Annotated in this window: 22 protein-coding genes; 14 read left to right on the top strand and 8 right to left on the bottom strand. The window is 50.7% G+C overall.

The genetic code is table 11. From position 1 onward, the window contains the following. Positions 1 to 124: 124 nt before the first annotated feature. The 6 genes from HOK28_19105 (at position 125) to HOK28_19080 (ending at position 7,586) form a co-directional block, all read left to right on the top strand. Positions 125 to 1,153: a hypothetical protein gene (locus tag HOK28_19105; protein MBT6435212.1), complete on the top strand. Its 1,029-nt coding sequence runs from the start codon at positions 125 to 127 to the stop codon at positions 1,151 to 1,153. 99 nt (positions 1,154 to 1,252) lie between these two features. Beyond that, positions 1,253 to 2,512 carry a hypothetical protein gene (locus HOK28_19100; GenBank protein MBT6435211.1) on the top strand — a complete coding sequence of 420 codons (1,260 nt, stop codon included), beginning with the start codon at positions 1,253 to 1,255 and terminating at the stop codon, positions 2,510 to 2,512. A 110-nt stretch (positions 2,513 to 2,622) separates the two neighbouring features. Then, entirely contained in the window at positions 2,623 to 4,698 is a 2,076-nt protein-coding gene (locus HOK28_19095) for a cyclic nucleotide-binding domain-containing protein (GenBank protein MBT6435210.1), read from the top strand. Then, positions 4,695 to 5,225: a hypothetical protein gene (locus HOK28_19090; GenBank protein MBT6435209.1), complete on the top strand. Its 531-nt coding sequence runs from the start codon at positions 4,695 to 4,697 to the stop codon at positions 5,223 to 5,225. The genes HOK28_19095 and HOK28_19090 overlap by 4 nt, the downstream gene beginning before the upstream one ends. 212 nt (positions 5,226 to 5,437) lie before the next feature. After that, complete coding sequence (locus HOK28_19085; protein ID MBT6435208.1) at positions 5,438 to 5,824, top strand: thioesterase; 387 nt, start codon at positions 5,438 to 5,440, stop codon at positions 5,822 to 5,824. A 22-nt stretch (positions 5,825 to 5,846) separates the two neighbouring features. After that, positions 5,847 to 7,586, top strand: coding sequence for a thiamine pyrophosphate-binding protein (locus HOK28_19080; GenBank protein MBT6435207.1), 1,740 nt, complete (start codon positions 5,847 to 5,849; stop codon positions 7,584 to 7,586). A gap of 48 nt (positions 7,587 to 7,634) precedes the next feature. Here HOK28_19080 and HOK28_19075 read toward each other — a convergent pair whose 3' ends face one another. Then, complete coding sequence (locus HOK28_19075; GenBank protein ID MBT6435206.1) at positions 7,635 to 7,961, bottom strand: iron-sulfur cluster assembly accessory protein; 327 nt, start codon at positions 7,959 to 7,961, stop codon at positions 7,635 to 7,637. A gap of 227 nt (positions 7,962 to 8,188) precedes the next feature. On the opposite strand from HOK28_19075, the gene thrC reads away from it, so the two are divergent. The 3 genes from thrC to HOK28_19060 all read left to right on the top strand — a co-directional run bounded on the left by thrC (position 8,189) and on the right by HOK28_19060 (position 11,427). Continuing rightward, complete coding sequence (thrC, locus tag HOK28_19070; GenBank protein MBT6435205.1) at positions 8,189 to 9,505, top strand: threonine synthase; 1,317 nt, start codon at positions 8,189 to 8,191, stop codon at positions 9,503 to 9,505. A gap of 129 nt (positions 9,506 to 9,634) precedes the next feature. Continuing rightward, positions 9,635 to 10,516 carry an ABC transporter permease subunit gene (locus HOK28_19065; GenBank protein ID MBT6435204.1) on the top strand — a complete coding sequence of 294 codons (882 nt, stop codon included), beginning with the start codon at positions 9,635 to 9,637 and terminating at the stop codon, positions 10,514 to 10,516. Further along, the gene (locus HOK28_19060; GenBank protein MBT6435203.1) at positions 10,513 to 11,427 is read left to right on the top strand and encodes an ABC transporter ATP-binding protein; all 915 of its coding nucleotides are present in this window, start codon (positions 10,513 to 10,515) and stop codon (positions 11,425 to 11,427) included. The genes HOK28_19065 and HOK28_19060 overlap by 4 nt, the downstream gene beginning before the upstream one ends. Before the next feature lie 17 nt (positions 11,428 to 11,444). On the opposite strand, the gene HOK28_19055 is transcribed toward HOK28_19060, so the two are convergent. Beyond that, complete coding sequence (locus tag HOK28_19055; GenBank protein MBT6435202.1) at positions 11,445 to 13,298, bottom strand: hypothetical protein; 1,854 nt, start codon at positions 13,296 to 13,298, stop codon at positions 11,445 to 11,447. A gap of 348 nt (positions 13,299 to 13,646) precedes the next feature. Between HOK28_19055 and rpsB the strand changes: the two genes are divergently transcribed. Beyond that, positions 13,647 to 14,534 (top strand): 30S ribosomal protein S2, encoded by an 888-nt coding sequence (gene rpsB, locus HOK28_19050; GenBank protein ID MBT6435201.1) that lies wholly within the window; start codon positions 13,647 to 13,649, stop codon positions 14,532 to 14,534. Positions 14,535 to 14,618: 84 nt separating this feature from the next. Beyond that, complete coding sequence (gene tsf / locus HOK28_19045) at positions 14,619 to 15,272, top strand: translation elongation factor Ts (protein ID MBT6435200.1); 654 nt, start codon at positions 14,619 to 14,621, stop codon at positions 15,270 to 15,272. A 68-nt stretch (positions 15,273 to 15,340) separates the two neighbouring features. Here tsf and HOK28_19040 read toward each other — a convergent pair whose 3' ends face one another. Continuing rightward, positions 15,341 to 15,745 carry a helix-turn-helix domain-containing protein gene (locus tag HOK28_19040; GenBank protein ID MBT6435199.1) on the bottom strand — a complete coding sequence of 135 codons (405 nt, stop codon included), beginning with the start codon at positions 15,743 to 15,745 and terminating at the stop codon, positions 15,341 to 15,343. Between the two features lie 143 nt (positions 15,746 to 15,888). On the opposite strand from HOK28_19040, the gene HOK28_19035 reads away from it, so the two are divergent. Together HOK28_19035 and HOK28_19030 are read left to right on the top strand one after the other, a co-directional pair. After that, on the top strand, positions 15,889 to 16,809 hold the full coding sequence (locus HOK28_19035) for a hypothetical protein (GenBank protein ID MBT6435198.1): 921 nt from the start codon (positions 15,889 to 15,891) through the stop codon (positions 16,807 to 16,809). Between the two features lie 114 nt (positions 16,810 to 16,923). Continuing rightward, positions 16,924 to 17,571, top strand: a complete 648-nt coding sequence (locus HOK28_19030) for a peptidase S16 (GenBank protein MBT6435197.1) — start codon at positions 16,924 to 16,926, stop codon at positions 17,569 to 17,571. A gap of 4 nt (positions 17,572 to 17,575) precedes the next feature. Here HOK28_19030 and rnr read toward each other — a convergent pair whose 3' ends face one another. From rnr to HOK28_19010, 4 genes are read right to left on the bottom strand one after another with little or no spacing between them, the layout of a single operon-like run. Then, positions 17,576 to 19,747 (bottom strand): ribonuclease R, encoded by a 2,172-nt coding sequence (gene rnr / locus HOK28_19025; protein MBT6435196.1) that lies wholly within the window; start codon positions 19,745 to 19,747, stop codon positions 17,576 to 17,578. Positions 19,748 to 19,754: 7 nt separating this feature from the next. Further along, positions 19,755 to 20,879 carry an AI-2E family transporter gene (locus tag HOK28_19020; GenBank protein MBT6435195.1) on the bottom strand — a complete coding sequence of 375 codons (1,125 nt, stop codon included), beginning with the start codon at positions 20,877 to 20,879 and terminating at the stop codon, positions 19,755 to 19,757. Then, the gene (gene hrpB / locus HOK28_19015; protein MBT6435194.1) at positions 20,876 to 23,428 is read right to left on the bottom strand and encodes an ATP-dependent helicase HrpB; all 2,553 of its coding nucleotides are present in this window, start codon (positions 23,426 to 23,428) and stop codon (positions 20,876 to 20,878) included. Before hrpB ends, HOK28_19020 begins: the two co-directional genes overlap by 4 nt. A gap of 9 nt (positions 23,429 to 23,437) precedes the next feature. Then, positions 23,438 to 24,463, bottom strand: a complete 1,026-nt coding sequence (locus HOK28_19010) for a Glu/Leu/Phe/Val dehydrogenase (protein ID MBT6435193.1) — start codon at positions 24,461 to 24,463, stop codon at positions 23,438 to 23,440. A 129-nt stretch (positions 24,464 to 24,592) separates the two neighbouring features. On the opposite strand from HOK28_19010, the gene HOK28_19005 reads away from it, so the two are divergent. Next, a complete protein-coding gene (locus tag HOK28_19005; GenBank protein MBT6435192.1) occupies positions 24,593 to 25,399 on the top strand; it encodes an SDR family NAD(P)-dependent oxidoreductase in 807 nt (268 codons plus the stop codon). 59 nt (positions 25,400 to 25,458) lie between these two features. Here HOK28_19005 and HOK28_19000 read toward each other — a convergent pair. Next, a partial coding sequence (locus HOK28_19000) for a hypothetical protein (GenBank protein MBT6435191.1) occupies positions 25,459 to 26,154 on the bottom strand: 696 nt, incomplete at its 5' end.

The raw sequence follows: 26,154 nt of genomic DNA, 5'->3' as shown, positions 1-26,154 counted from the left end.
CCACACTTTTTCAGAACAAAACGAGGATACCCAGCGTCGAAAGATTCCTAGTAAGGTATTGAATTATCATACCAACGCGGGCTTAAATGCAGATTCACGGGTAAAATAAAGGAAAACATAAGCCATGACCGTTGATTCCTCACAGCAATTTCAGAGGTGCAACTCGCTCCCCAAAACGACTTTATTCCTTTTATTATCAGCGCTTACGTCTCCATCTATTGCATGGGGACAACTCGCAAAACCTCTGGAGCCCAAAACCAGCCACCAAGACACCTACGCAGAATCTATCACCGCGGTAGCCGATTTCTCCGATGGCACCTACTTGTTGGTGCAATATTTCGTCACAAATGTTGGCATGGGCAGTGGAAAAGGTGCCTGCAAAGTGATCGTCCTCAAAAAAGGTGAGGAACCATACTCAGAAGGCGAAGAGGTCAAAAAGAGTAAATGGGGTTACGAGCGGGAGTCTCAAATGCTGAAGATGGCTCGCTGTAGCATTCAAAACCAAAAAGATGGTGTGGCTCTGGTGGGTACCGTTGAGGACTTCAGCTTCGACTTGAAATACCAAACCCGGGCCAAACACATCCCCATCCCCGACAGCTTTTTGAGTAACGGTAAGGACTTTTACGAGTACGAAATTTACGTTCCTTGGAGCCGAGTCTCAGGCCATCTGACCCGAAAAAACCAAGAACCCGTTGCAGTAAGCGGTTTTGGCGCGGTCGACCACTCACGTTCCACCACAATGCCACGCGACATTGCATCCCGCTGGATCCACTTTCTGGGCTTGCATGAAGGCAAACGCTGTATCGTCAGAATGCGGTTCCCCAATGAGAAAACTCCGCCCAGTGTCTGGATTTGGCGCGAAGGTGAGAGCAAACCCACCCTACTCGGAAGCATGCAGTTTACCGCCATGGACAAAGTCCCAGAGGGTGACGGATTTAAACTCGAGGCCAAACTCAAAGACGACCACCTTGTCTTCACCGTTCAAACATTTCTTTACCGTTACGCTCCTCTCGAAGAATACGGTTTATTAGGAGCCATGCTCCAACCTTGGGTTGGAAAGCCGGAAACGCGTACCTACCGGGCCAACCTCAAGGATGCTAAAACAGGAATCGATTCTCCAGGAATCCTATCAATATCAAGTAATTACAAATGATCAGCCCGTCATTGGTCCCACCAAAGTAAGTAGTCTTCGTGTAGACAGATGTATGGCCACTATACTAGCGTCCATGGCTCAGACGCTCGGGGGCTATCTATGAAACATTCAGATCTTATTATTCCTGTTCTTGTATCCAGTCTTTTTTATCTACTTACGAGTGGATGCGCGGAAGAAGTCGCTGAACCGGCAGAGACCATTTGCATCCCGGACCGTGATGCCTTTGAGATGCACGCGCGACCTGCATTCGAGAAGAACTGCGGCACCTGTCACGGCGAGGTTCAAGATTACGGTGCACCCGTCAGCCTCTTAAATTACGATGAAATGATAGCCGGCGAGCCTGGAGAGAGACTGGTTGATAAAATCACGCCATCTCTTAATTCACGCGCTATGCCACCTGCGCCCTTCGGGGCACCCAGCCACAACGATTTTGATACCATGGTTCTTTGGTCGAGTTGCGGCATGGAGCATCCGGACTACCAGGAAGGTCTCACCGCCAACGCTCCCGTCTTTCTTCCTCCAAGCGATCTCCCCACTGAAACCGACGTTTGGACCATCAGCGCAAACGACTTTGAAGTCAGCCCAAACTGGAACAACCGATATCAATGCTGGGCTGTTGATGTCCCTTTTGACGAGCCTCAACTTATCAAACGGTTTGAAATGCAATTGGACGACACCCGGGTTCTGCATCATGCTGTGCTCTACCGAGACCCCAGCAAACGTCACAACGGCTCATTTCGATGCAGCGGCGTACCCGGAGACACCGACTTTCTCTACGGCTGGGCGCCTGGTCAAGATGCCATTCAGTTTCCTGAGGGTGGTCTTCTCGTAGAGCCTGGTGAACGCTATGTTTTCCAAATCCACTACAACAACTCTGCCGGTATCGAGAACGTAAAAGATAAAACGAGCATCAATATCTACCACGGCCCGACCGGCACCGATGAGACCGAGTACGGTATGATTGTCCCCGGCCCCAATATGATTGTTGTCAGTCCGGAGGCCTCGATGGTGGTCACAGGGGTATGCGAGATTAAAGAAGAGATTACTTTGCTCGCTGGTATGCCTCATATGCATGAAACTGGCATGAGCTTTCGTTCCGATGTGGTGCGAGCCGACGGAACACGTATCAACTTGATTGAGTTAACCGGTTGGTCATTCGAGGCGCAACTTTTCTATGAGATGCCCATTACTCTCTATCCTGGTGACCAGCTGGAAACGACTTGCGGGTTTTACAATTCTGACCCTCAACGAACCGTCTTCTTTGGCGACGGAACGGAAGACGAAATGTGCTTCAACTTCCTCTACGCAACACCTACCCGTGGCATGAGATTTTGTAATGATCGGCATATTTTCGAATAGCTAGGCATACACGCTCATACATCGAGATCATTCTGAACGAGTTCGCGTTGAACCGCCCGGCACTAGCCGGTACTCTTTGGTGGGGTATCTCTTCATCATGAGGGAGTAAAATGCAGGAACAAATTCGGGTTGAGTCGTTTATCCCAGTGCTATCAGGCCAAACTGAGTTCTTCTCAATTGGCAACACCGGTATGGGCTTTGAATCCCCTAACGGTTCCTTCGAACACGTCACTCTTGAAGAGCAGCCTTTCGTCAAACTCATCGATGGTCAAAAATCGCTTGAACAAATCATTGACGTTGCCTCCTCCGACGGACGCCTTTTATCCACGCGGGCGCTTCTGCAACTGATTCAAAAACTCTCGTCACATGGTTGCCTTGAGCAAAGCCATGAAGAGCTCAGTCGCTTCGGTTTTCAAACTCCACGAAAACCAAAAGGCCTCGGCCGTAAGCTACTGAACCTGTTTTTCAATGTTACGCTTAGCTCAAAAAAGACAACCACCGCTGAGTCGCCCAAAATACTGCCACTGGGTACGGGCACTCTTGCCTCGGTATTAATAAGTTCTGTCTTGGCGGCAAGCTCCTTACTGGTCTGGGGAGACCTCACTTTCGACGGGCCACCTATCAAGCTCGGTGAGAGCCACCTCGCCGGATTCTTTGCAATCTACATGGGCGGAGTACTTGCGCTTACCTTACGCAATATATTCCGCGTGTGGGCACTGGCCAGTAACGGACTTGCTCCCTATGCCCGAGGAATCGAGCTTCGACTTTTTCTTATCGCACCTCACATTGATGCACGTAATGCGTTTAGAGCCGGTATCCAAGGACAACGCTCGGTAGCTCTTGCTGGCCTTGCCGGCGCCGCATTGGCTGCCGCGCTTTGCTGCTTAGGGGTCACTTCGGACTGGTTTAGCACAAGCATTGGCAGTCACGGTTTCAAACTTGCCTGCTTTGGCTCATTGGGCGTTCTTCTCGGTTGTGCATGTCCGGTTGTAAAAAGTGACCTGGGTTTTTTATTAGACCATATGAACCACACCGGAGATGGGCGAAAGCACGCTGGAAGCTACGTCAGCACCCGCTATCTCAAAGGTCTTACCAAGCGCGATATGTTTGATGGTGAAGCCCGGCTCATCGCGCAAAGCCTCGGTACAGTGCTTTGGCTTTACCTTAGTTTCGTCTTAGGGGCCCGGCTCATCTCTGAAGTGTTGCTGCCCTCTACCCGCTCAATACTGCAAAGTCATAGCCTTGTAGACAGTCTCGCACTCGTAGGTTTTGTTGCTATTGTCACACTCACCGTCGCCGGGATTTTACTGACATTCATTTTAGGAATTGGCGGCGCACTCCTAAAGAGTCTTCCAACCCCATCCGTGGTTCCTAAATCTTTCACTCCCGATTTCTCGAAAGTTCAAGAGGCTCTCAGCAACAACCCACTCTTTGTGCAACTTAGCTCAGAAGCCATTCAAGAACTTGCAAATCAGGCTTCGGCTTTTAGCTTTAAGGCCGGTGACAGTATTATCAAAGAGGGCGACTGGGGCGAGTCTTTCTACATGTTAAGCGAGGGTGATGTTGAAATCATTCACACTGCACCCAGTGGCGTTGAAACAACGGTAGCCACTTTACATGCAGGCGATAGTTTCGGTGAAATGGCCCTTGTTCAATCAGAGCCGCGTAATGCTACGGTACGCGCTCTCGGTGCAGCTTCTGTTTGCAAGGTAGGCCGAGAGGCATTTCTCAAAGCGTTAGAAAACGCCAATCTTGACCGAGGACAAATAACGACAACCCTGCGCTCAACCAGTATCCTAAGGCGCTCCGAGCTCTTCAAAGGGCTCTCACCATGCTCTCTCAATAAACTTCTCTCACTCTGCAATCGCCAAACCGTTTCAACTGGAAAAGTTCTCGCGCAGGAGGGCGAACAAGGAGACCACTTCTTTATCATCGAGTCCGGTGCCGTCGAAGTAAACCAAGCTGGTCAAAATGAACCCGTGGCCGCTTTGGGCTCAGGAGATTTCTTCGGCGAGATTTCGCTGCTTTCAAATGTGCCACGAACAGCCACCGTAACCACAACCACTGAAAGCGTTCTGCTCACCCTTAACCGGCAAGACTTCAAAGACGTTATGGTGCATGATTTTCTCGCAGGGATTAGGCTTGAAAAAATAGCGCAAGAGCGAGCAAGCGGGGTGAAGTCATGATTAGTACGCTCATGAAACTTACCCCTCTTCTTGCTGCCGGAGTCGCCATTGGTGGAGGTAGCGAAGAAATCAGAAACCTCGGAACCGAAATGATCAACGTCGCGAAGGTCATCAAAACTACATCGGAAATGGAAGACATCGCTATGCAGATCTACGTTGATCTTCAATTCGATGAAGGAATCCCCGAGGACATTGTCGTCTACGCCCGCAACAACATGGACAGTACCAAAGGACTCGACACGGGCTTGGACGCCTGGGGCAATGAATGGCAACTCTACGTGGAAAATGATTCCTACTTCGTTCAATCTTGCGGTATAGACGGGCTCTGCGCGACCCAAGACGATTACTTTGAAATCATCGTTGACGCTCAAGGTAGAAGACGCGGAAGAGCACCCAGTGAGGCCTACGATCCAGAATCCGCAATGAAACAGCTCATCGAGCGTAAACAAGATATTGACCAACGCATGCTTAAAAAACTCGAAGATGAAGTAGAGAAATACAAGGCTCTCCAACAAGCAGACGAGTAAAAAAGACGACAATGCCTTCGGGCCCGCCAGTTTTTTCTATCCACGAATTAAGAACACTTGTTTGGTCTTAAATTTCAACACCTCCCTAAGCCATTTTTTAGTTTCACAACTGTTGAGACTCTCTATTTCCATTTGGCTTTCGCCATCACATTCCGCTATATCGCCCACTGTGAACCGATAGGCGAAAATTCTTACGGGAGCTGCAAGTAGATATGGATCAAGCAAAAACCCATTTAACGACTTCCAAACAATGGGTTGGTAGCCCCGTGGAACTAAGCGAGGGTAAAGCCGTTGTTGAATTGGAAACCCTCCCAGACATGGCAGTCGATGATTTTAATCTGGTTCATGGTGGTTTCATTTTCGGACTTGCCGACTACGCAGCCATGCTATCCATTAACCATCCCAATGTGGTTCTGGGTGGCTCTTCAAATCGGTTTTTAAAACCAGTTGTCGCAGGCGAAAAAGTCGTAGCAATCGCAACGCTTGCCCGCCAAGAAGGCAAAAAAAATATTATCGAAGTCGTCGTCAACCGTGGTGATGAAGCAGTTTTTACCGGTGAATTCACCTGCTTTATTCCCGAGAAGCACGTCCTAGCATAATTCGAAGACACAGGAGTATCAGATGAACGGTGGAACAATTATAGGTGAGGTTCTTAAAAAGCACGGTGTTGAGTTTATCTTCACACTCTGCGGAGGACACATTTCTCCAATCCTTGTTGGCAGCGACAAAGCTGGCATCAAAGTAGTTGATGTTCGTGATGAGAAAAATGCTGTGTTCGCTGCCGACGCCGTCGCTCGAATGACAGGTGTCCCCGGTATTGCCGCTGTAACTGCTGGCCCAGGACTAACCAACACCATCACCTCGATCAAGAACGCTCAAATGGCACAGTCGCCTTTGATTGTATTTGGCGGAGCCACCGCGACAGTGCTTAAAGGGCGAGGCTCACTCCAGGACATCGACCAAATGAGCTTGATGGCACCGCACGTCAAATGGGCGACCAGTCTCAAATCGGTAAAAGATATCGCTCCTACTCTTGAGCGGGCATTTCGTATTGCCCAAGCAGGTGTGCCGGGTCCGGTATTTATCGAAGTCCCGGTAGACCTTCTCTACAACGAAGAGACCGTCCGTGAATGGTACATGAAAGAAACTGGCGTCGATAAGAGTAAGGCGGTGGGCGCAAAGCTTTTGAAGCTGTATCTCAACCGCCACCTCGGTCAGATCTTTGGAGGCGCCAAAGATGTTAGATTTCGCGAGCCCGCCGAAACCGATGTTCCCGAGCTAGACATGGACAAGCTTAAAGAAGCAGCCGAACACCTCAACGGTGCGCAGCGCCCTGTTCTCGTACTTGGCAGCCAAACCATGCTTCAAGCACAAGAAGCTGATGCGATTGCAGCGGCTGTGACCGCCTTAGGAATACCAACCTTTCTCGGTGGTATGGCCCGAGGACTTTTGGGTACTGAAAGCGACATTCAATTTAAGCACAAACGAAGCGCCGCACTTAAAAATGCTGATGTTGTTATCGTAGCCGGCTTTCCTTTTGATTTCCGGCTCGGCTATGGCCGCTCGATCAACAGTAAAGCAACCTTGATTGCTGCCAATCGCAGCGCGCTTGAATTACGAAAAAATCGTAGGCCTTCCCTCGCGATTCGATGCGATGCCGGAAGGTTCATTCAGGCACTGGCCGACAACACCCCACGGCCACACGGGCGCTGGGATGAGTGGATTGGTGAGTGCAACGAACGCGAAGTTGCACGGGACACTGAAATTGCCGAGCAGGCAAAATTACCAGCAACGGAGTACATCAACCCATTGCTGCTCTGCACGCACATTGAAAAAATGATGTCTGAAGACAGTGTGATGGTTGTAGACGGAGGAGACTTCGTGGCGACTGCTGCTTATATCTGCAAACCCAGATCACCACTGTCTTGGCTCGACCCAGGCGTATTTGGAACACTTGGAGTAGGAGGCGGTTTCGCCGTTGGAGCCGCGCTTTGTAGACCCGAAGCAGAAACTTGGATTATCTGGGGCGATGGCTCTGCCGCTTACAGCTTAGCTGAATTCGACACATGTGTTCGCCACGGCTTGTCGGTCATCGCAGTGGTTGGCACCGATGCATCGTGGCAACAAATTGCTCGAGAACAAGTTGAGGTTCTGGGTACACCTCTCGGCACGGAGCTACGGCGCACTGATTACCATAAAGTAGCCGAAGGCTATGGTGGCAAAGGTCTCTTACTGGACGACCCGAAAAAGATTCCAGAGGTCATTGCCAAGGCCAAGAAACTGGCTGCCAAAGGTCACCCGGTACTCATCAACGCGCAAATCGGCGCAACTGATTTTCGCAAGGGTTCAATTTCGATGTAAAGAGACTGAGCGGAGCATCAGGCAGAGCGCCGGGTGCTTTTCATCTCATCAAGTCTGAAAAGAACTGCCGCAACCGCAAGAGCGCACAATGTTTGGATTCTCAAACTTAAATCCAGCGCCCGTGAGTGAGTCAACGTAATCGATGATCGTTCCGCTCAAGTGAGCTGCACTGAAGGGATCGATGAAGACTTCAACGCCATGCTGCATCTGCGAATAGTCGATTTCACGAGGGGTTTCAGCAAAATCCAGGAGATACTGAAGTCCTGAGCAGCCACCACCGGTCACACCAACCCGAAGGCCATGGTCGATAAGTTCTTCTTGAGCCATCGCACTTTTGACCATTTCAGCTGCTTTTTCAGTGATTTGCACCGGCATAGGCTGCGTAGGAGTCACGTCTGAGCCGGCTGGCTGGATTTGTAAAAGCGTCATGATTACAACCTCGTTTGGTGGTTCAGTTCATGCTCTAGCCTGCTCTTACCCTCTTTAGCAAGTGCAGCTCGAGATAGAGGACCACTTTAGTATGATTTTAGTATAAGAGATCTTTGCATAATGACAAGCTTAGAGGGTTGATTGCCTGCCGCAGTGCGGCGTAGTCTCTACCCATGTCTGACCCAAAAGCTCATTTTTCCTGTATTGAATGCAACACCGAACACAGTCTGCGAGATTCTGTCTACAGCTGCTCTAAGTGTGGAAATTTATTGGAAGTTCGCCAAGATTCTTCCATTTTCACAGCGCGAAGCCCCGAAGAATGGAAAACACTCTTCGATGGCCGCCTTGCAGGGCGCCCTGGCTATCATGGTTCAGGCGTCTGGAGATTTCGAGAATGGATCCTGCCCGATCTCCCTGAAGAAGACATCGTCTCTCTGGGCGAGGGAGCAAGCCCGCTCACAACAGCACCTCGTCTCAGTGAAGAGCTCGGTGTTGAGCTGCTGACTAAACAATGTGGGCATACACTTTCAGGTTCATTCAAAGACCTCGGCATGACCGTTTTGGTCTCCCAGGTAAATCACCTTCGAAAAACCGGGCGCGATATACCGGCGGTCGCCTGCGCCTCCACTGGAGATACTTCTGCAGCTTTGGCAGCCTACGGAGCCGCCGCGGGAATCCGTACGCTGGTTTTATTGCCATCAGGCAAGATTAGCGCCGCCCAGTTGATTCAGCCGCTGGCCCATGGTGCCCGTGTCATCGCCATTGAGACCGACTTCGATGGTTGCATGGAGCACGTTCAAAAACTTTGTGTTGAACAAGGCGTATACCTTGCCAACTCGAAAAACAGCTTACGCATCGAGGGGCAGAAAACAGTCGCTTTAGAAATCTGCCAAGGGCTTGGTTGGAAAATACCTGACTGGGTTGTGATTCCTGGTGGTAACCTCGGAAACGTCTCGGCCTTAACCCGCGGCTTTGAAAACCTCAAAAGCGCTGGCATCATCGATAAGCTACCCAAGGTTCTTGTTGCTCAAGCGGAAAAAGCCAACCCACTTTTTCACAGCTTTCAAAAAGAGTTTGCCCCACTTGAACCCATTCAAGCGCAGGCCACTCAGGCATCAGCGATTCGCATCGGTAACCCCGTATCGTTTCCCAAGGCGATCACGGCGCTCAAAGCATGCAACGGCCGAGTCGCATCTGTTGCAGAGCAAGAGCTCACACAAGCTGCGCGTATCGCTGACGAGCGCGGCCTTTATTTATGCCCGCATACCGCAGTCGCTGTGGCCGGCCTTCAGCAAGGTTTAAGCGAAGGCTACATCGAAAAAGGCGCCCAGGTCGTGGTGGTCTCCACCGCCCACGGGCTCAAATTCACGGAATTCAAAACCGCCTCCGCAACCGATACGGTTCCTGAAGCAAACCTTGGCTCAAAGCGGACACCGCTTGAAGTTGCCAGCGTCTATTCAGACGTAGTGGAAGCGGCACTCGGCGCATAAGAACCGTTTCTCTCCAAAGCATCGCGATTGAAGGTAGCCGCAAGTTGGTGCGTCGGCTAGGCAGTGCTTTACACGCGCCAACAATGCAGGCAACAAGTTCAAACACCAACTTAAGGCAGGAAAAGCTCCGTGATTCGCAATATTCTCGAAATCGTTATTTACGAACTCCAAGCCGCTGTGGCCACCCGAAGAGCCTTGATGGTCATCGGACTCTATCTTGCCAGTGGTATCATCGGCAGCCTTGTTTATGTTGGCGCTTTGAATCAGATCGAAGAAAAAGCCATTGAGGGATTCATTGCTCAAGGTGCAAGTGCAGCAGATGCAGTGAGTGCAATCTCGGTTTTAGAAGACCAAGCTTATGAAGGTATCATTTCTTTTTTCGTAGGAGTCCCCAAAGAAGACCTCAACCCGGTCCTTATTGATTCTCCGATTCTGCCTGTTTTCCTTTGGGCGTCGCTTATCTTTCTCCCCCTCCTGATACTGATGACGAGCTTTGATCACGTAGTGAGTGATTTACATAACCGATCCATATGCTACCAGCTCCTGAGGGTCAGCCGTCGAGAAATTTTGTTTGGCAAAACCATTGCTCAAATGCTTCTTTTTGGTTCCGTCACTTTAGTCAATGCTAGCGTTCTCATTGTACTGGGAATGACCATGCTAGACTCCATCGACGTTGCAGCAACTCTCCCCGGCCTCGCCCTATCTTGGGCACTCTTAATCCCGGTTGGGTTTTGCTATCTCTCCATCACGACTTTCTCGTCAACCTTCGCCAAGCAGCCTTTCGGAGCCTTGGTCATGATCATCTTCATATTGTTTGCCCTTAAAATCTTGGGAGCGCTTAAGCACTGGGATGATATGAGCTTCATGCAGTACTTTAGTCCGTCTCATTACGATACTGGTTTATGGCTTGTCTCAGGACCAGACATGTTCCTCAGTATTGTGGCCTACATCGGGTTCGGAGCCTTTTTTCTCTTTCTTGCCGACCGCAAGCTTGCAGGGAGAGACCTATGAGCAACGCACTTGTAACCGATGGTCTTTCGAAACGTTACGGCAGTGTTCAAGCACTCGACGGTTTAAGCCTCAAAGTCCCTGAAGGAGCTGTATTTGGTCTCCTCGGTCCAAACGGCGCAGGTAAAAGCACAACCTTCGGAATCTTATGTGGATGGCTAAGACCAAGCGGAGGGCAGGTCCGTGTACTTGGCCATGCCCCTTCTGAGCTTTACAAATTAAGAGGTCAGGTGACCGTTCTACCTCAAGACGCCGCCCTACCATCCAAGCTCTCGCTTCGTAAAACGCTCAAACACATGGGCGCGTTGATGGGCATGGGACCCTTGGAGTGTGGACGAGAAGCTGACCGTGTGCTGGAAGCTGTGGGTTTGAAAGATGCCGCTAAACAACGCGGCCACGAACTATCCCACGGTATGACCAAGCGCGCAGGCCTTGCCCAAGCGATTCTTGGAGAGCCCAAGCTTCTCTTGCTCGACGAACCCACTGCAGGGCTAGATCCTCATAACGCGCGTATTGTTAAAGATCTGATTGCCTCCCAAAGTCCCAAAGCAACCGTCCTTGTTTCCAGCCACAACCTAGCCGACATCCAGGAAATCTGTACCCATGGTGCGATTTTGGACCACGGTAAAACACAAGCACTGGGAACCATTGCAAGCCTTACAAGAAGCAGTGCTGAGATTACGATTGAGTTTGAAAAAGGCGCCAACATCCCCATGGATTCCTTGTCGTCTCATTTTGGGAATGACAACTTGTCACTATCAGGCGAGATGCTCACCATCTATTTCGCCCAAGAACGTAAACCCTCGCGCATCATTCACGAAGCTATGGGTATTCTCATTGAGCGTGAATGTCCGGTCGTTGGAATTCAACGTGGAACCAGCCTGGAAACAGCGTTCTTAAGCCTTACAAAATAAACGAGTCTGCAAAAGCTTTAGAGCGAAAAGCCTACTAGAAAATATCCAGACCATGAGACATCGCGAAGCTCGGCGTTCTCAAGAACTTCCACATTGCCTCCGAGGCTCGTCTGACCTTCAAATTTTGAATTGTAGGAATCATAGCGCCCACCCAATTCAAACTCTATAGGTATACCGGTTGCAGGTAAGAGACTGTAAACCATGGAAGCATTGCTGCCAAAACCGTAGCCCGTACCCGATGTACCAAGTTTTGAGGTACCTCCACCTGGCATCAAAGGCATCGTGAGGTCGCCGCCTAAGACGATTTGAAAAGATTCAGACATCGGCAATTGGAAGTTAGCACCGAAATAAGGTCCCGAGTAATCCACCCCTGGAAAGGACGCGCTATCGAGAGGGAAAGTGTAGTAATGAAAACCCGCCACCACGCCGATTTGAGGCGCTGTGGTGTCTTCCCAAAGTGCAAAATCCCAGAGCAAGCCACCTCGTAAACTCAGCACATTGCTCGTGATTGGTTCGCCTGACAAATTGCCTTGGCTGTCCGCTTCATAGGCAGAGCGCGGGAAAAAACTAAAATCAACCGTAATACCAAAGCCACCCAGTAGGCCGCCGATATCCGCAAAACGTAAAGGATAGATATCAAGTGAGCCCACAGCGCCTGGCGTAAAACTACCCATGCCGCCGCCTAGACCGTAGGAAATCGAAGATTGCCCTTCAACATTCGGGTCTGGGATGGCAGCCTCCCTGCGCACTGCACCGGCTCCAACCATAAAGCGCAACGCTCTGCGAAAAGCTGGACCATACTGCTCACTCTCATCGCGTCGTGATGCGATGGGACCCTCATTATCACCCCATGTTGAGTTTTCCCCAGTATTCGGTTGGGCAGCCCATTGCTCGCTCTGCTCTTGAGATGCAGCTTTTGCTGGATCGGCAGGTGGCTGCTCTTGGCTCGTAGACCATGGGTCGGCATCTTTCGGTGTTGCCCATGGGTCCGCGCTGCTCGAAGAGTCTTGAGAATTTCCTGCAGCCCATGGATCAGAAGCCTGAGAGCCACCCCCATTTTGAACTGCCCATGGATCGGCCTCAACTTTTGGTGCCGGCTGGGTATCAACCTCTGAAACTGCAGGAACATTTCGCCTCTTCGCTTTAGGAGTTGGGGGCGGAGGTGGAGGTGAATCATCCTCTGCTTCTGCAACCGGTCGTAAGAACGCACTTGGTTCATCTTTTTTAGGAGCTGGAACCGGAGCAGATGCTCTTGCCTCGGGCACAGCCGCAGGAGGAACCACCGGCAAATTCGAAATAGTATTCTTTTGCTGACTTGCGCGCTTCGGGGGCGCATGCTTTTGCACTTGAGGCTTGAGACCGCCGATGACTTTTCCAGCTTCTCTTGGTGTTAGCCGATTGCCCACGACAGACCACGTATTCGTATAGAGAAGTTTGCCAGTGGCGACCTGAATCAAAGCAATCCGGATTTGAGGACGCTTACGCTTACGGCGTTTTTTGCCCACCCGTTTCACTTTGACAAATCCTTCAACAATAAATGCCAAATCGATATTGAGTTTTTTGCCGACGCGTTTGATGGCCTTCGCTGTAGCCATTTTACCACTTCTGATTCCGGCTTTTCGTCCAGCCTTTACAAAGGCTCCATAAGGAACAACCTCCGCAACATCAGACAGTTTAGGGCCCAACACAGTGCGCGCCACGGTGGCCACATCAGGACCGCCCGCCATCTGGTTTGGCAAAAGAACGATGCGAGGACCCGCGGCCCAAACTGAAGTCGGGACACAAAGACAAAGCACGGTCATCACAAGTATTTGACCCAGGCGCGCTTTGAACTCACGAAAATCGAAAAAGCCTTTAGATTGCAGTAGCATGGGATTGATTATACTTTGCGCTGGGAGCTCTGTGCAAAATTTAATCTGCCACGAAAAGACACTTTTCGGACTTACCTCACCCGAAGCACTCCGAAAACCAACTTTCAACGATCTCCCAGCGACTTGATCGTCTCTCTAACCACCTCATAAATATGCACTTTTCCTCTAATTTGAGCCCGGCGAATTGATTGCCAAGCCTTCATCCCTATGCTACGACGGCGCGGCTACGTCATTTTGGCGAAGTTAACTTACACGTCTGGGCAGTTGGTCGGGCGGTGCTGTGGCAAAAAGTCTCAGCAAAACGACCACATAAGACCAGACGGATGAAAAACCGTTCAGGAGAAAAGAATGCCTACACTCACTATGCGTGAAATGCTTGAAGCCGGTGTCCACTTTGGTCACCAAACCAACCGCTGGGATCCCCGCATGAAGCCTTACATCTTCGGTGCCCGCAATGGTGTTTACATCATCGACCTTCAGCAAACTGTTCCGATGTTCAACAAGGCTGCTAGCTTTCTTTCAGCAGTAACTGGCCGCGGCGAAAAAGTACTTTTCGTTGGAACCAAGCGTCAAGCACAAGATGTTATCCATGAGCACGTTGGTGCTGCTGGTCAATTCTTTGTAGCGCATCGCTGGCTTGGTGGATGTTTAACAAACTACCGAACAGTACGAGCAAGTATCGACCGCCTTCGCAACATTGAAAAAATGGCTGAAGACGGAACATTCGACAAGCTTACCAAAAAGGAAGTTCTGAAGCTGACGCGCGAGCAAGACAAGCTTGAGAAAACCCTCGGCGGTATTAAAGACATGGCTAAGCTTCCTGGTGCACTTTTCGTCATCGACGTTAAGAAAGAGCACATCGCGGTTGCTGAAGCTAAGAAGCTTGGTATCCCAGTTGTGGCTCTCGTAGACACCAACTGCAACCCAGAAAACGTAGATTACATCATCCCAGGTAACGATGATGCAATTCGCTCTATTCGCATTTTCATCCAAGCTGCTGCGGCTGCTTGTAATGAAGGCGCCGAGTACTTCCAGAAGTCTCTGACTGAGCGTGAGTCTAAGGCACAAGCCTCTGCTAAAGGCGCACCTGCTCCAGGCAAGCCACGCCAATCTGCTGGCAAAGACGGCGGACCTAAGGTTGAAGTTGTAGGCAAGCCTGCAGATGCAGCACCTGCTACTGAAGCACCTGCCACTGAAGCACCTGCTGCTGAAGCCAAGCCTGAAGCACAAGCATAATTCATTCAAACTACGAGGTGGGCTCTGCGGAGCCCACTTTCCCCCTTAGTTTATAACCCAAAAAAAAATGGGTAGGAGATCGACATGGCAATTTCTGCAAAACAAGTTCAAGAACTACGCGCTAAAACTGGTGCTGGTATCATGGATTGTAAAAAAGCACTCGGCGAAGCAAACGGTGACTTCGACGGCGCTGTTGAAACACTTCGTAAGTCAGGCCTCGCTGCAAGCGCTAAGAAGGCTGGGCGCATCGCGTCTGAAGGACTCGTTGGAAGCTACATCCACGGTGGTGGTAAAATCGGTGTACTCGTTGAAATCAACTGCGAGACTGACTTCGTTGGACGTAACGAAGACTTCCAAGGTTTTGTTCGTGACGTTGCAATGCACGTTGCTGCTGCAAATCCACAGTACCTTAACCGTGAAGCAGTTCCTGCGGAGCTGGTAGCTAAGGAAAAAGAAATTCTAGCTGCTCAGATTGCTGACGAAGGCAAGCCTGCAAACGTTGTTGAGAAAATCGTTGAAGGACGTATCAACAAGTTCTTCAAAGAAATCTGCTTGATGGATCAACCGTTCATCAAGGAGCCTAAGCAAAGCGTAACAGAAGTTCAAAATGAACTCGTTGCTAAAATCGGTGAAAAAATCACTATCCGTCGCTATGTTCGTTTCGAACTGGGTGCGGGTCTTGAGAAGCGTACCGAAGACTTCGCTGCTGAAGTAGCAAAGACTGCTGCTGGCAACTAAGTTTCTCTTTTAGAGTAAATCGAAAACGGGTTCTTTCTTCACCGAAAGAGCCCGTTTTTTTTTGCTCATCAATGGTTGGTTAAGGCCTCTACCCAGCCTACGATTCGATCAGCCAACCGTTGCTGATCTTTTTCACCAAGCCGACGTACTTGCTCAAGTACCTTACGCTCAACATCTTTTAGAGTTTGCGGCCCCTCACCCGTGCGCCGGTAATGTACAATCGATTCTTGAAGCCACTTCGGGGAACGCTGTGCAAAGGCGAGTCGTTTTATGTACTCCACATCCTCAATTCCAAACTCGGCGCAGATTTTGTCGATCATTTCGTCCGCAGGCTGGGAAATACCCATTTCCCATTGCCCCACATACCCTGATGAAACCCCCAGCCTTTTCGCGAAGTTTCGCTGACTAAGCGTAGATTGCTCACGTATGCCCTTCACGAAACCAGAAAATGTATGAAAGAGTCGAACATCCATGGGTCTTAGTTAATGCCAACCCACAACCCCACACAAGCCTCGCATCGCAAGCGTTAAGAATTCGAGACAAAAAAATACCTCAAGAGCCGCACCAGAGACTCTATGCCCTGGAAATATAGAAACAAGAGATGCTAGGGTCTGCGATGCGATACTTGGCTTTTATCTTCGGTCTTCTAGGATTTCTCCAAGGGTGCAACACCAGCACCTGCGATAGCCTCAAAGCCCATGCTCAAGGGTGTGACGGCGTAGACATCCGCTATGTGGATCGGGAGCAAGCACTCTGCGGTTCTATGCGTCAAGAACTCACTCCAGAGGTATTCGACCCGTTTGCCAGCTGCATCAACGCATCTGATTGCAGTGACAACGAAGCCATCAAAAGCTGCCAAGAAACCCATGTGACCGCAGCCAACGACAACCCATGTCTGCAATACAAACTCTGGTCAACCGCTTGTGGCCTTGAACCAACCGGTACCGAAGACAACTGCAGAAACGCCAGCGACGGTTTAACCAGCGATACTTTTACCGCCTGGGTTGAATGCATGACCGGGCCTGGTTGTCCCACAAGCTCCGATAATCGCTACTCCGAATGCCAGAAATACATTGTGCCCACCAGCGTTACCGATGCCCTCGAGGCATGCGGCCTTATCATGGATTGGACCGAACAATGCGAAGGACAAACCAGCGGGTACCTTGCGGTTGATGCTCAAGACATCGGCACGTGCCTTCTTCAAACAGACGTTTTTACTGCTGCGAGCCTCCTCGTTTACGGAACCTGTCTACAAGATGTCGCGTGTGACGATTTAGCCTTACGACTCGATTGCATGGCGAAACTTCGTTTCGTTGATCGCTCTCCTGCGCAAGACGCTTGTGGAACCTTGATTCAATATGCGACGACCTGCGATGTAAATCTTGGATTCAGTGGCTCTGCTGAGATCTGCGAGCGCGTGCTGGCGACATTTACCGACGCAAGCCTGGAAGCCTACACAGAGTGCATTACTTCCGAGCAATGCAGACAGCCTGACCTAGAAACCTGCCAAAGCCTTCTGGTGCTCAAAAGTAACTGACACGCTCAGACATCTCCATACATAGATTCGCACCGGTTCATCCGAAACTCGTACCCTCTGAGGTTCATTGCTGGTAAGCTCTTATCAACGTGTTGCTTGCGTGAGGAATCGAAGTTGGAACTCGAACAGACCCCCAATCTCTTGCCGATCTTTCCCCTCCCGGGTTGCCTCTTGTTACCAAGAGCAAACATGCCTCTGCACATATTTGAACCACGTTACCGAGCCATGGTCACCTATGCACTGGAGAACTCGGGTATGATTGGGATGGTCCAACCCAAGAATCTTCGAGATCCCTCAGAGAAACCTGAAATTTACGAAACCGGTTGTCTCGGAAAAATTAGCTCCTTCCAGGAAACCGACGATGGACGTTACTTCCTCGTACTGACCGGGGTTTGTCGCTTTAACATCGAAGAAGAATTGCCTACGGCACAAGGGGGCTTTCGAATCGTATCGCCCCGGTTTGAAGAATACCTAGAAGACCTCTGCCCACCGGTACCGGGATTTTTAGATCGCGTTAAGCTTTTCGAAAAACTCAAAGCGTTTGCCGTCAGTCAGGAAATTAATATTAGCTGGGAAGAACTTCGCAAAGCTGAAGATGAAGAACTACTCAATGCAGTAGCAATGGGCGCGCCATTTGACCCAAGTGATAAGCAGGCTCTTTTAGAGTCGTCCGAAATTGAGAAGCGAGCAAGTATGCTGGTGGCTATGTTAGACGTAGCGACTCATCAAAGTGGTGAGTATGAAACGGATTGGCTCCAATAAGAATTTACTTACTCCCACCTTTACCTTTGCCTCCTCGCTTCTTCGCACCACCTCTGCCTTTTTTCTTCGCTCGATTTCGCTGCTCTTGCCGTAAGGACAATCGCGGTTTACGTCCCTGAATCGCCCGCAGACTTGGCGTTGCGGCAGGTTTTTGACCGTCTTCGGGTTCGTCCATCGCAAAGTTAATGCGGCGTAAATCGGGGTCGACCTGGGCGAGAACCACTTCAAGCTCGTCACCCATGCTCACGTTGTGGCCACCGTTTTGGCCTCGCAACATGCCCTCTTCTTGCTCGCATTCGAAGTAATCATTGTAAAAGCGCCCAATGGACTCGATGGGTAAAAGTCCTTCTACAAAGAGTTCATTGGCCCTTACAAAAGCACCCACGGAGTGCACGCCCATGACCGTCACCGTCATCGACTCGCCGACATGGCGTTTTGCGATAAAACACCCCATCAGCTGCGTTACATCTCTCTCTGCAGAAACAGCGCGCCGTTCCTTGGAGGATGTATTGCGAGCATGGTCTTCGAGGTCTTCGATGGGACCTTTCTTTTTCCACATCTGCCAAAGTGCGCGGTGTACCAATAAGTCGGGATAACGCCGGATCGGTGATGTGAAATGCAGATATGCTTCTGAACCAAGGCCAAAGTGTCCTTCGTTCTCTGGTGAATAACGCGCCTGCGGCAACGACTGCAGCAAAAGCATCTGCACAACGCCTGCGGGATCATGTTCTTGAAGCTGAGCAACAAAGTTTCCTAGGGTCGCAGGCTCGTCTGCCCGCTTCCAATCAAACTTAATACCGAGCCGCTTGGACCACTTTTTCAAAGGCTTGAGCTTCTCCGCTTTCGGTGGCTCGTGAATTCGAAACATGCCGGGGATGCTTTTTACTAGGAGATAAGAAGCAACCGATTCGTTGGCTGCAATCATTAAATCTTCAATAAGCTTATGCGCAGCGATCCGGTCGCGCCGCACAATGGTAACCGGCCTGTTCTCTTCATCAACCAAAACTTTGGCTTCCGGCAGTTCAAGCTCCAGGCATCCTCTGCCCTGACGCTCTTTACGAATACAACCTGAGGCACGGTTCAACCGAACAATGAGCTTTCGGATGTGCTCCGGTAAATCGGCCGCTTCTTCCGTATTATCGAGCACCGATTGCGCCTGCTCATAGGTCAGACGCGCTGCGCTCTTAATCAATGATGGGTAGATATTAATGTCTTGGGGCTTACCATCGGTACCCACAAGAAACTCACAGGTCATCGCCAAACGTAATTCGTCAGGGCGCAGCGAGCACAAACCATTGGAGAGCTGCTCCGGTAACATCGGCAACACCATGTGGGGAAAATAAACGCTCGTTGCGCGGTTTTGCGCTTCATCATCAAGCGCCGAACCTGGTTGCACATAGCTTGCTACATCGGCAATCGACACCCAGATACGCGTTCCATTCTTCTGCTCTTCTGCCGCCACCGCATCATCAAAGTCGCGAGCATCGGCACCGTCAATCGTTACGTGCGTTACTTCGCGCAGGTCTTTACGCAGACCATCCAAAACCTTCTTAGGGTCAACATCTGGCTTAGAATCGGCTTCTTTTAAAACCGCTGCAGGAAACTCATTGGGTAAACCTGTGGCTAAAATTGCGGCTTGAATGGCCACCATCTCGTGATCGGGATCTCCCAGTACCTCTTCAAGTTCACCGCGGGCAACTTTTGTATCATCGCCACGCTCAGTAAGACGCACTATTACAGCAGTCTCAACTTCAAGCTCAGAACTGTCTTCCAATACAATAGGGATACCGCCGCCTCGTGGCACAACAAAGAGGCCACGGCGGTTTTCATGAACGATGCCCACAACCAAAGCATCATTTGCATGCTCGTGAACTTCGACAATGCGTCCCTTTACTTTTCCTCTTCGTCCAACATGAAGCTCCGCCGTAACGACATCACCGGTATGCAATCCGGCCACTTCTTCTGGATGCAAAAATACATAGTCAGCATCTTTTTTCTCGGGAATCAGTCGGCCACTGCCGTCTCCGCTGAGCTGAATGCTTCCTTTAAGCCGCGGCTGTTCAACATCAGACTGCTTACGGTGCTGACGGCGGTTCGGGTGGCGCTTCTTGGCATCCGATGATGACTTACGCTTACCGGAACGGTTCGGACGATTTGAGCGACTTTTACGAGCCATAAGTTGTCTATACCTTTGCCTGCATCTCTGCAGCTTGCGCCTTAAGAAGACGGCGGTAATGGGCCAGTCCCAAACACGTTAATGGGATAGCCAACAAAACACCCAAAAACCCAAGTAACTTACCCCAAAAGAACACACAAAAGAGGATAACAACAGGACGAAGTCCCGTAGCCTCTCCCATGATACGCGGCGTGATGACAACATCTTGAAGAATCTGTGCCACCAAAAAGACAACACCTACGCCAATTAAGTAACCTTGTACGCCGCTGCCCTGCTCTACTGCTGTGACCACAGCAAGAATAAGGGCCGGCACGACGCCCACCAACTGCAGATAGGGCACCATATTTAAAAGCCCAATCATTAGGCCCATCAGAATTGCCATTTTGATGCCGACAATCGAGAAACCAATCGCAAACACGACACCGACTGTTGAGGCAACTAAGAATTGGCCGCGAAAATAGACCGACATCGCATCGTTGAACTCACTTAGAAAATCCACAATCCCCACGCGCCACTGCGGCGGTAAAAAATCGCGCCAAGATTCTTGGAACTTCCTAAAGTCGACCAATATAAAAATCAGATACACAAAGACCAGCAAGGCTTGAATCACCAAGCCCACCACTGAAAATGCGCCCGATAAGATCCCCCAAAGACCGGGTACAAGCTTGCGCATCACATGAATACCGGCCGAGCGAAGCTCATTGCTCTCTTTAACAAAGCTTTGAACTTCTTCGCTGCGCAGCACCTGCTCAACTAAAATGAAAACATCGACTGGGATACGCTCTCGAAGACCGGCACGAAAAGTTGAACCTGGCTCCAATGCTTCACGCACCATCACCATTAGATTTTTGAACTCTCCAGAAATCATGGGCACAAGAACCCAGGCCAGCAACGTTAAGAGGAGTAAAGCTCCGCTTACCGTTATAAAAACTGCCAGATTGCGCTTCTTAACACCCGACTGCACCCATGCCACGGCCGGGTCCAAGAGATAAGCCAATAGTATCCCCAGCGCCAAGGGAACCAGAACATCTGCCACATAGGCGACCAGATAAAATACCGCGGCCACCATTGCCAATGTGGTAGCTCCACGAATCATTCTATCCAAAGGGTGGGTGGTGGTATCTTGACTCATGATTGTTTCTTTCTTCGTCTTGTCGGGCGAGTTGGCGAGGCTGTTCTTGGATCTTCAGGCCAACCATGTCTTGGATATCGCCGCATGAGGGACTGCCGCAAGCCCGGGTAGTGATTGTCCCAGAACCCTGGCAAGTCTCCAGTGACCTGAACAGCCCGGCGGTTTGGGGCAAGTAAATGTAAAGTGAGTGCTAAACGGCCTGAAGCAATCGCGGGACCTTGGTCCATGCCAAAGAAATCCTGCAAGTAGCTTTGCACCCAAGGCGGCTTATCCGGTTCATAAGTAACAGTCAGCTTTCGGCCTCCCTTAAGACTCACTTGGGTCGGCAGCTGCTTTCGCAAAACATTTTGTACTTCGTAACTTAAAGACTCTTCCGCCCGCTTCACACAATTCACAGCGGAGAGTTCTTTCAATGAGGTCAGGCCTTTTGCGGCCAGCCGAAGCTGGGACTGAGCGTCATCCCGAGACACTTCAGGTACCTCGACATCAGGGAAAAACTCTCGCGCGTATTCTAACCTTCGCACCAACGAGGCGAAGGCTCCCATATCAACAAATTGCTCCGCGCCTTTACGCATCGCTTCGGTAATTAAAAGTTCAGTCACGGCCTCATCTGGTTTTGCCCGCTCCCGGCTTTCTTCAAGTACAAGACTCCCGTAGCGCAGCTGGCTGATGGCATCCACCCGGCCTCTTGCACCATCCCATTCGATACCGTCCACCGCTTCAACTTCATCTTCGAAATGGTCCAGAAGCCAATCGGGCTCAATGCGGCTCACTTGACGGGCCCATGCCCGCCGGTCGGTTCCCGTTTGGCGCTCTTCTACATCAAGCGCCACCACCCACTCACCTTCACGAACCACGGAAGATGCATGCAGAGCTGCCCGGCCGCCGCCAACCATCACAAGATCCTGCTCACCTTTGCGCTTCCCGCTGGCCACAGCCATACGAGCCACCTGATCGGGGTAGGCTAAGAGAATCGCCTGCAAAAGCGCATCTTCATTATCTGTAGAACTTTTCTTACAAGAAATGCTGCGTAGGAGCTGGTCCCTGGCCTGGCGAACCCTCTGAACACTTAAAACATTCAACCGAGCATGGCGCATCATGCGCTCGGAAAACCCAGCTTTTTCAACTTCAGTAAAAAGGTCTCGCAGTGCCAAGAGGTCTGAGTCTCCGGTCTCAAGCGGCTCATCTCTATTTTGGCGGATATCACGTTCTGCCAAAAGTGCCGCCAATAAAGCTCCATCGGCACCGGCGCCCGTTTCCTTTGCAGCCAAGACCAACCGCCCAAGGCGCGGATGCAGTGGTAAACGCAGCATCTCTTTGCCCAGCGAAAGTAGCCCTTCATCACCAATCGCAGAGAGCTTTTTCAATAAACTCCGTGCCTGTAATAAAGCCGTTTCAGGTGGCGCATCCAAAAATGGCATCAATTCAATCTTCAGCCCAAGACTTTCGAGCATCAGCATTGGCTCGGCCAAATCAGCGCGAAGAATCTCTGGAGTATCGTATGCGGAGAAACGCCCATACGCTTGCCGCGTATAGAGACGGTAACAAGTGCCCTCTTGAGTACGCCCGGCACGTCCAGCTCTCTGCGTTGCAGAAGCTTGACTGATATTGCACATCACAAGACTTGAGGCACCGCGCTGCTGATTAAAGCGCGACTCCCGGACCAGACCTGAGTCGATGACCGCGCGCACTCCATCAATGGTGAGCGATGTCTCGGCAATATTCGTGCTCAAGATAATCTTACGGCAATTCGTTTTAGCCAAGGCTTGGCGCTGCGCCTTAAGGGCAAGCGAGCCATGTAAATCAAAAATCTCAATTTCACCTGCGCGCTGATACTTTTCACAGGCCTTACGCGCTCTTCGAATCTCGGCCACACCCGGTAGAAAGACCAAGATGTGCCCCTCCGAATTTTCAGAGAGCGCCCGTCCAACTGCGACTCGCACCTGCTGGTCGAGATGATTCTGGCTTGGAACATCAAGATGCTTCATTTCCACAGGAAACACGCGACCCGGTACGCTGATATGCTCAGCTCCTCCCAGATACTCGGCTACTTTTTGGCCGTCCATCGTTGCGGACATCACCACCAGCCAAAGCTTATCTGTACGGGACCGTACAAGTTTTCCCAGAAGTGCGACCATGACATCGAGAGCCAAAGAACGCTCATGGAATTCATCCACAATCACCGCACCCACGCCCTCAAGTTCGGGGTCGCCTTGCATACGCCTCAGCAGCATCCCCTCAGTCATAAACAAAACGCGTGTTTTTGGACCCAGGCGTTTTTCAAAACGCACCTGGTAACCAATGGTATCCCCGGCTGACTCCTGCATCGTCTCAGCAAGGAAATGCGCCACCATCCGTGCGGCTATTCGGCGAGGTTGGACCACGATAATCAAGCCCGAAGTAAGCCCTGAGTCTAAAAGCGCCAACGGGAAACGTGTGGTTTTACCCGCACCCGGCTCAGCCTCTAATACAAGCTGACCATTGGCCTTAAGCTTTTGCAGGGCGCCGGCTAGGTGCGACTCAATGGGAAGAGATAACTTGGATGACATGCTTATCGATTATTTCTTTTCTTTTGCTCTGGCCAAGCGGGCATCCGCAACATCCATCGCCACGCGGTGAGGCGGAATGTTTTCATCTTGTGCCATTTTGAGAATCACAAACGTGGTGTCCCGGATCTCATTGAGTAGGTCGCCTCTATCCGAGAGCCCCATGACACTGCGGCCAATGCCATCGATGACTGCACCGGAGGAGCTGAGCACATCAGGAACAAGAATGATCCCGCGCTCCATCAAAGTTTCACCGGCTTCATCTTCTGCGAGTACATTGTTGGCTGCGCCGCACACGGTTCTTACTTTAAGCGTTCGGGCCAAGGCGTCGTCTATCACACCGCCAACCGCACAAGGAGCAAAGACGTCCGCCTCGACTTGAAATAAGTCTTCGGAACGGATTGCTTGAACGCCTAAATCTTTCGCAACCTCAGCGCTTCGCTCAGCTAATAAATCTGATAACAATACCTCTGCTCCGGCCGCTACCAATGCTTTCGCAACTGCTTCGCCCATATCGCCGCAGCCTTGGACCAATACTTTCTTGCCGCGCAATCCAGTCTCACCCAGCACTTCCAATGCCGCCTCCATAGACCGCAAGGTGGTGCGGGCTACTGAGCCCGCTAAATGCGACGTATCGGTGTGAACATACTGTGTGGTGGTTGCCATGGCCTCTAAATCTTGGGTTGTCGTTCCAAGATCTCCCGCCGTACGAAACATACCGCCTAGCTCCTCAATAAAACCACCCAGTCTCATAAAAGCGGCCGAGCGATTGGTGAGTTTATCCTCTAACACGAGAGCTTTCGCGCCGCCTGCGGCCAAGCCGGCGAGAGCGCACTTGCGGGTCATCGCTTGAGCAAGAGCGCAAACATCTTCTAGAGCATCCTGCTCAGTAGCATAGGAGCGTGTGCGGACGCCGCCCGCCGCAGGGCCTAATGTGAGGTCGTCCACACAAATCACAGCCCGCAAGCCACTTGGCCTATCGGTAAACCAAAAAAGGCGGTCGCTGCCGCATTGGTCGAGCGAATCAAGAATGCTCATATCGTTCTCCTTAAAGGAGCCCTTTCTTCTTTGTTCAATGGCCCGAGTTTACAATACACCTCCGTCAAATAATACGGTGAATGGCGCCTTCGTTTATGGCCCGTCCACTTATGTGCTAGGATTTTGCTCATGAGAAAGGTCGTCATTACAGGATGCTCCTCTGGCCTCGGTCTTGCCATGGCCCGCTTAGGACGAAACCAAGGCTGGGACGTACTGGCATCTGTGCGTAAAACCAAAGATGCTGCTCAGCTTGAAGAGCTCGGCTGCAAGGTAGAAATCTTAGACCTTCAAAGCTCGGAGTCGGTTCTGAATTTCGCCAAGGCTGCTCTAAGCTGGTCGCCTGATGGTATCGATGGCTTGGTTAACAATGCTGGAAATGTTGTGGTCGCACCCATCGAAGAACTCTCACGAGACAGATTGCGTGAGCAGTTCGAGGTGAATGTATTCGGACCTTTCGAGCTGACCCGCTTGCTCCTACCGGAGATTCGAAAAACCAAAGGGAAAATCGTGATGCTTTCTTCGGTATCCTCCGATTTAACTTTCCCTCTCTATGGCCCCTATTCCGCATCCAAGCGCGCGCTTGAAGCTCTAACCGATGCCTTGGCTATGGAACTTGAGCACGACGGAGTCAAAGTTGCGATTGTTCAACCCGGCTCTCATGCCAGCTCTATCTGGGAAAAGTGCAAACACCAGGTGGAACCGTATTTTGACCATGAACGCTACGGCGCTATGGCAAAGGCGCTTCAATTTTTCGCCGAACAAAAGAAATTGCCACCTGCGAGCAACATTGCCAAACGGGTTTACGAACTCCTGGATGGCCAACGCTGGAAATATAGAAACACCCTGCCTGCAACCAGTGCCTGGCAATGGCGTTTTCGAAGATGGATACCTGATTGGGTTTATTTTCGGGCAGTGAAAAAATTGATTCAAAAATAAAGCGGGAAGCAAACTCTAAGCCTGCTCCCCGCTTCTCAGAAGTTAAGTTCTCAAACAGGTCAAGCTTTGCCGCAGTGCATGACAACCTCGCCATCATCGCCCACGATGCGCTCCTCTAAGATACACTGACCATCGTCTTCACAATCTTCAGCAGTCTTTAGGTAGCACTCAGAATCGTACTGATCTCGGGCTTCATTGGTTGGAAAAATATGGTTGCCATCATCATCAACTAAAACAACGACGCAGTACTGGGAGTTATCGCCCAGAGGTTGAAAAATCAGGTCCTCGGGAACGTCAAGGTTCTGGGTAAGGTCCTGCTCGTACTTCGTACAGTAAATGTCTAAATTGTACTTGGAGTAAATTGTGAAAATCGGGGTCATTATACCAGGAATCAGATCTGAGGGATCAGACGGGTCGTTTGGTTCCGGTTTCCATTCTGGAAAATCCATGTCATCACAACTGAGCATTTCAGACTCCGTCATGCCTTCTTGCGACAACGAACCGTCCGCCGAATAGGTAGTCATGAGACTCGATACATCTTCCTCATTTCCCTCAATACACGCAATACCATCATAGGTTGGCATGGGGTCTGAAAACCCTGCCCCATCTTGGTTACCCGAAGCGTGAGCGTATCGTTGCTCATTCGTCAGCATTAAAGAGCCATGGGCATAATTATCTGAGAGTGGAATGACATAAACATTGTTAATCAAGGAGATTTCAAGATCTAGAAAGGGCCACAATTCCATCGTCAAGTC

The sequence above is a fragment of the Deltaproteobacteria bacterium genome (genome assembly GCA_018668695.1).
Lineage (GTDB): Bacteria > Myxococcota > XYA12-FULL-58-9 > XYA12-FULL-58-9 > JABJBS01 > JABJBS01.
The sequence above is the reverse complement of the archived record's forward strand: the minus strand, read 5'-3'. Positions and strand labels throughout refer to the sequence as shown.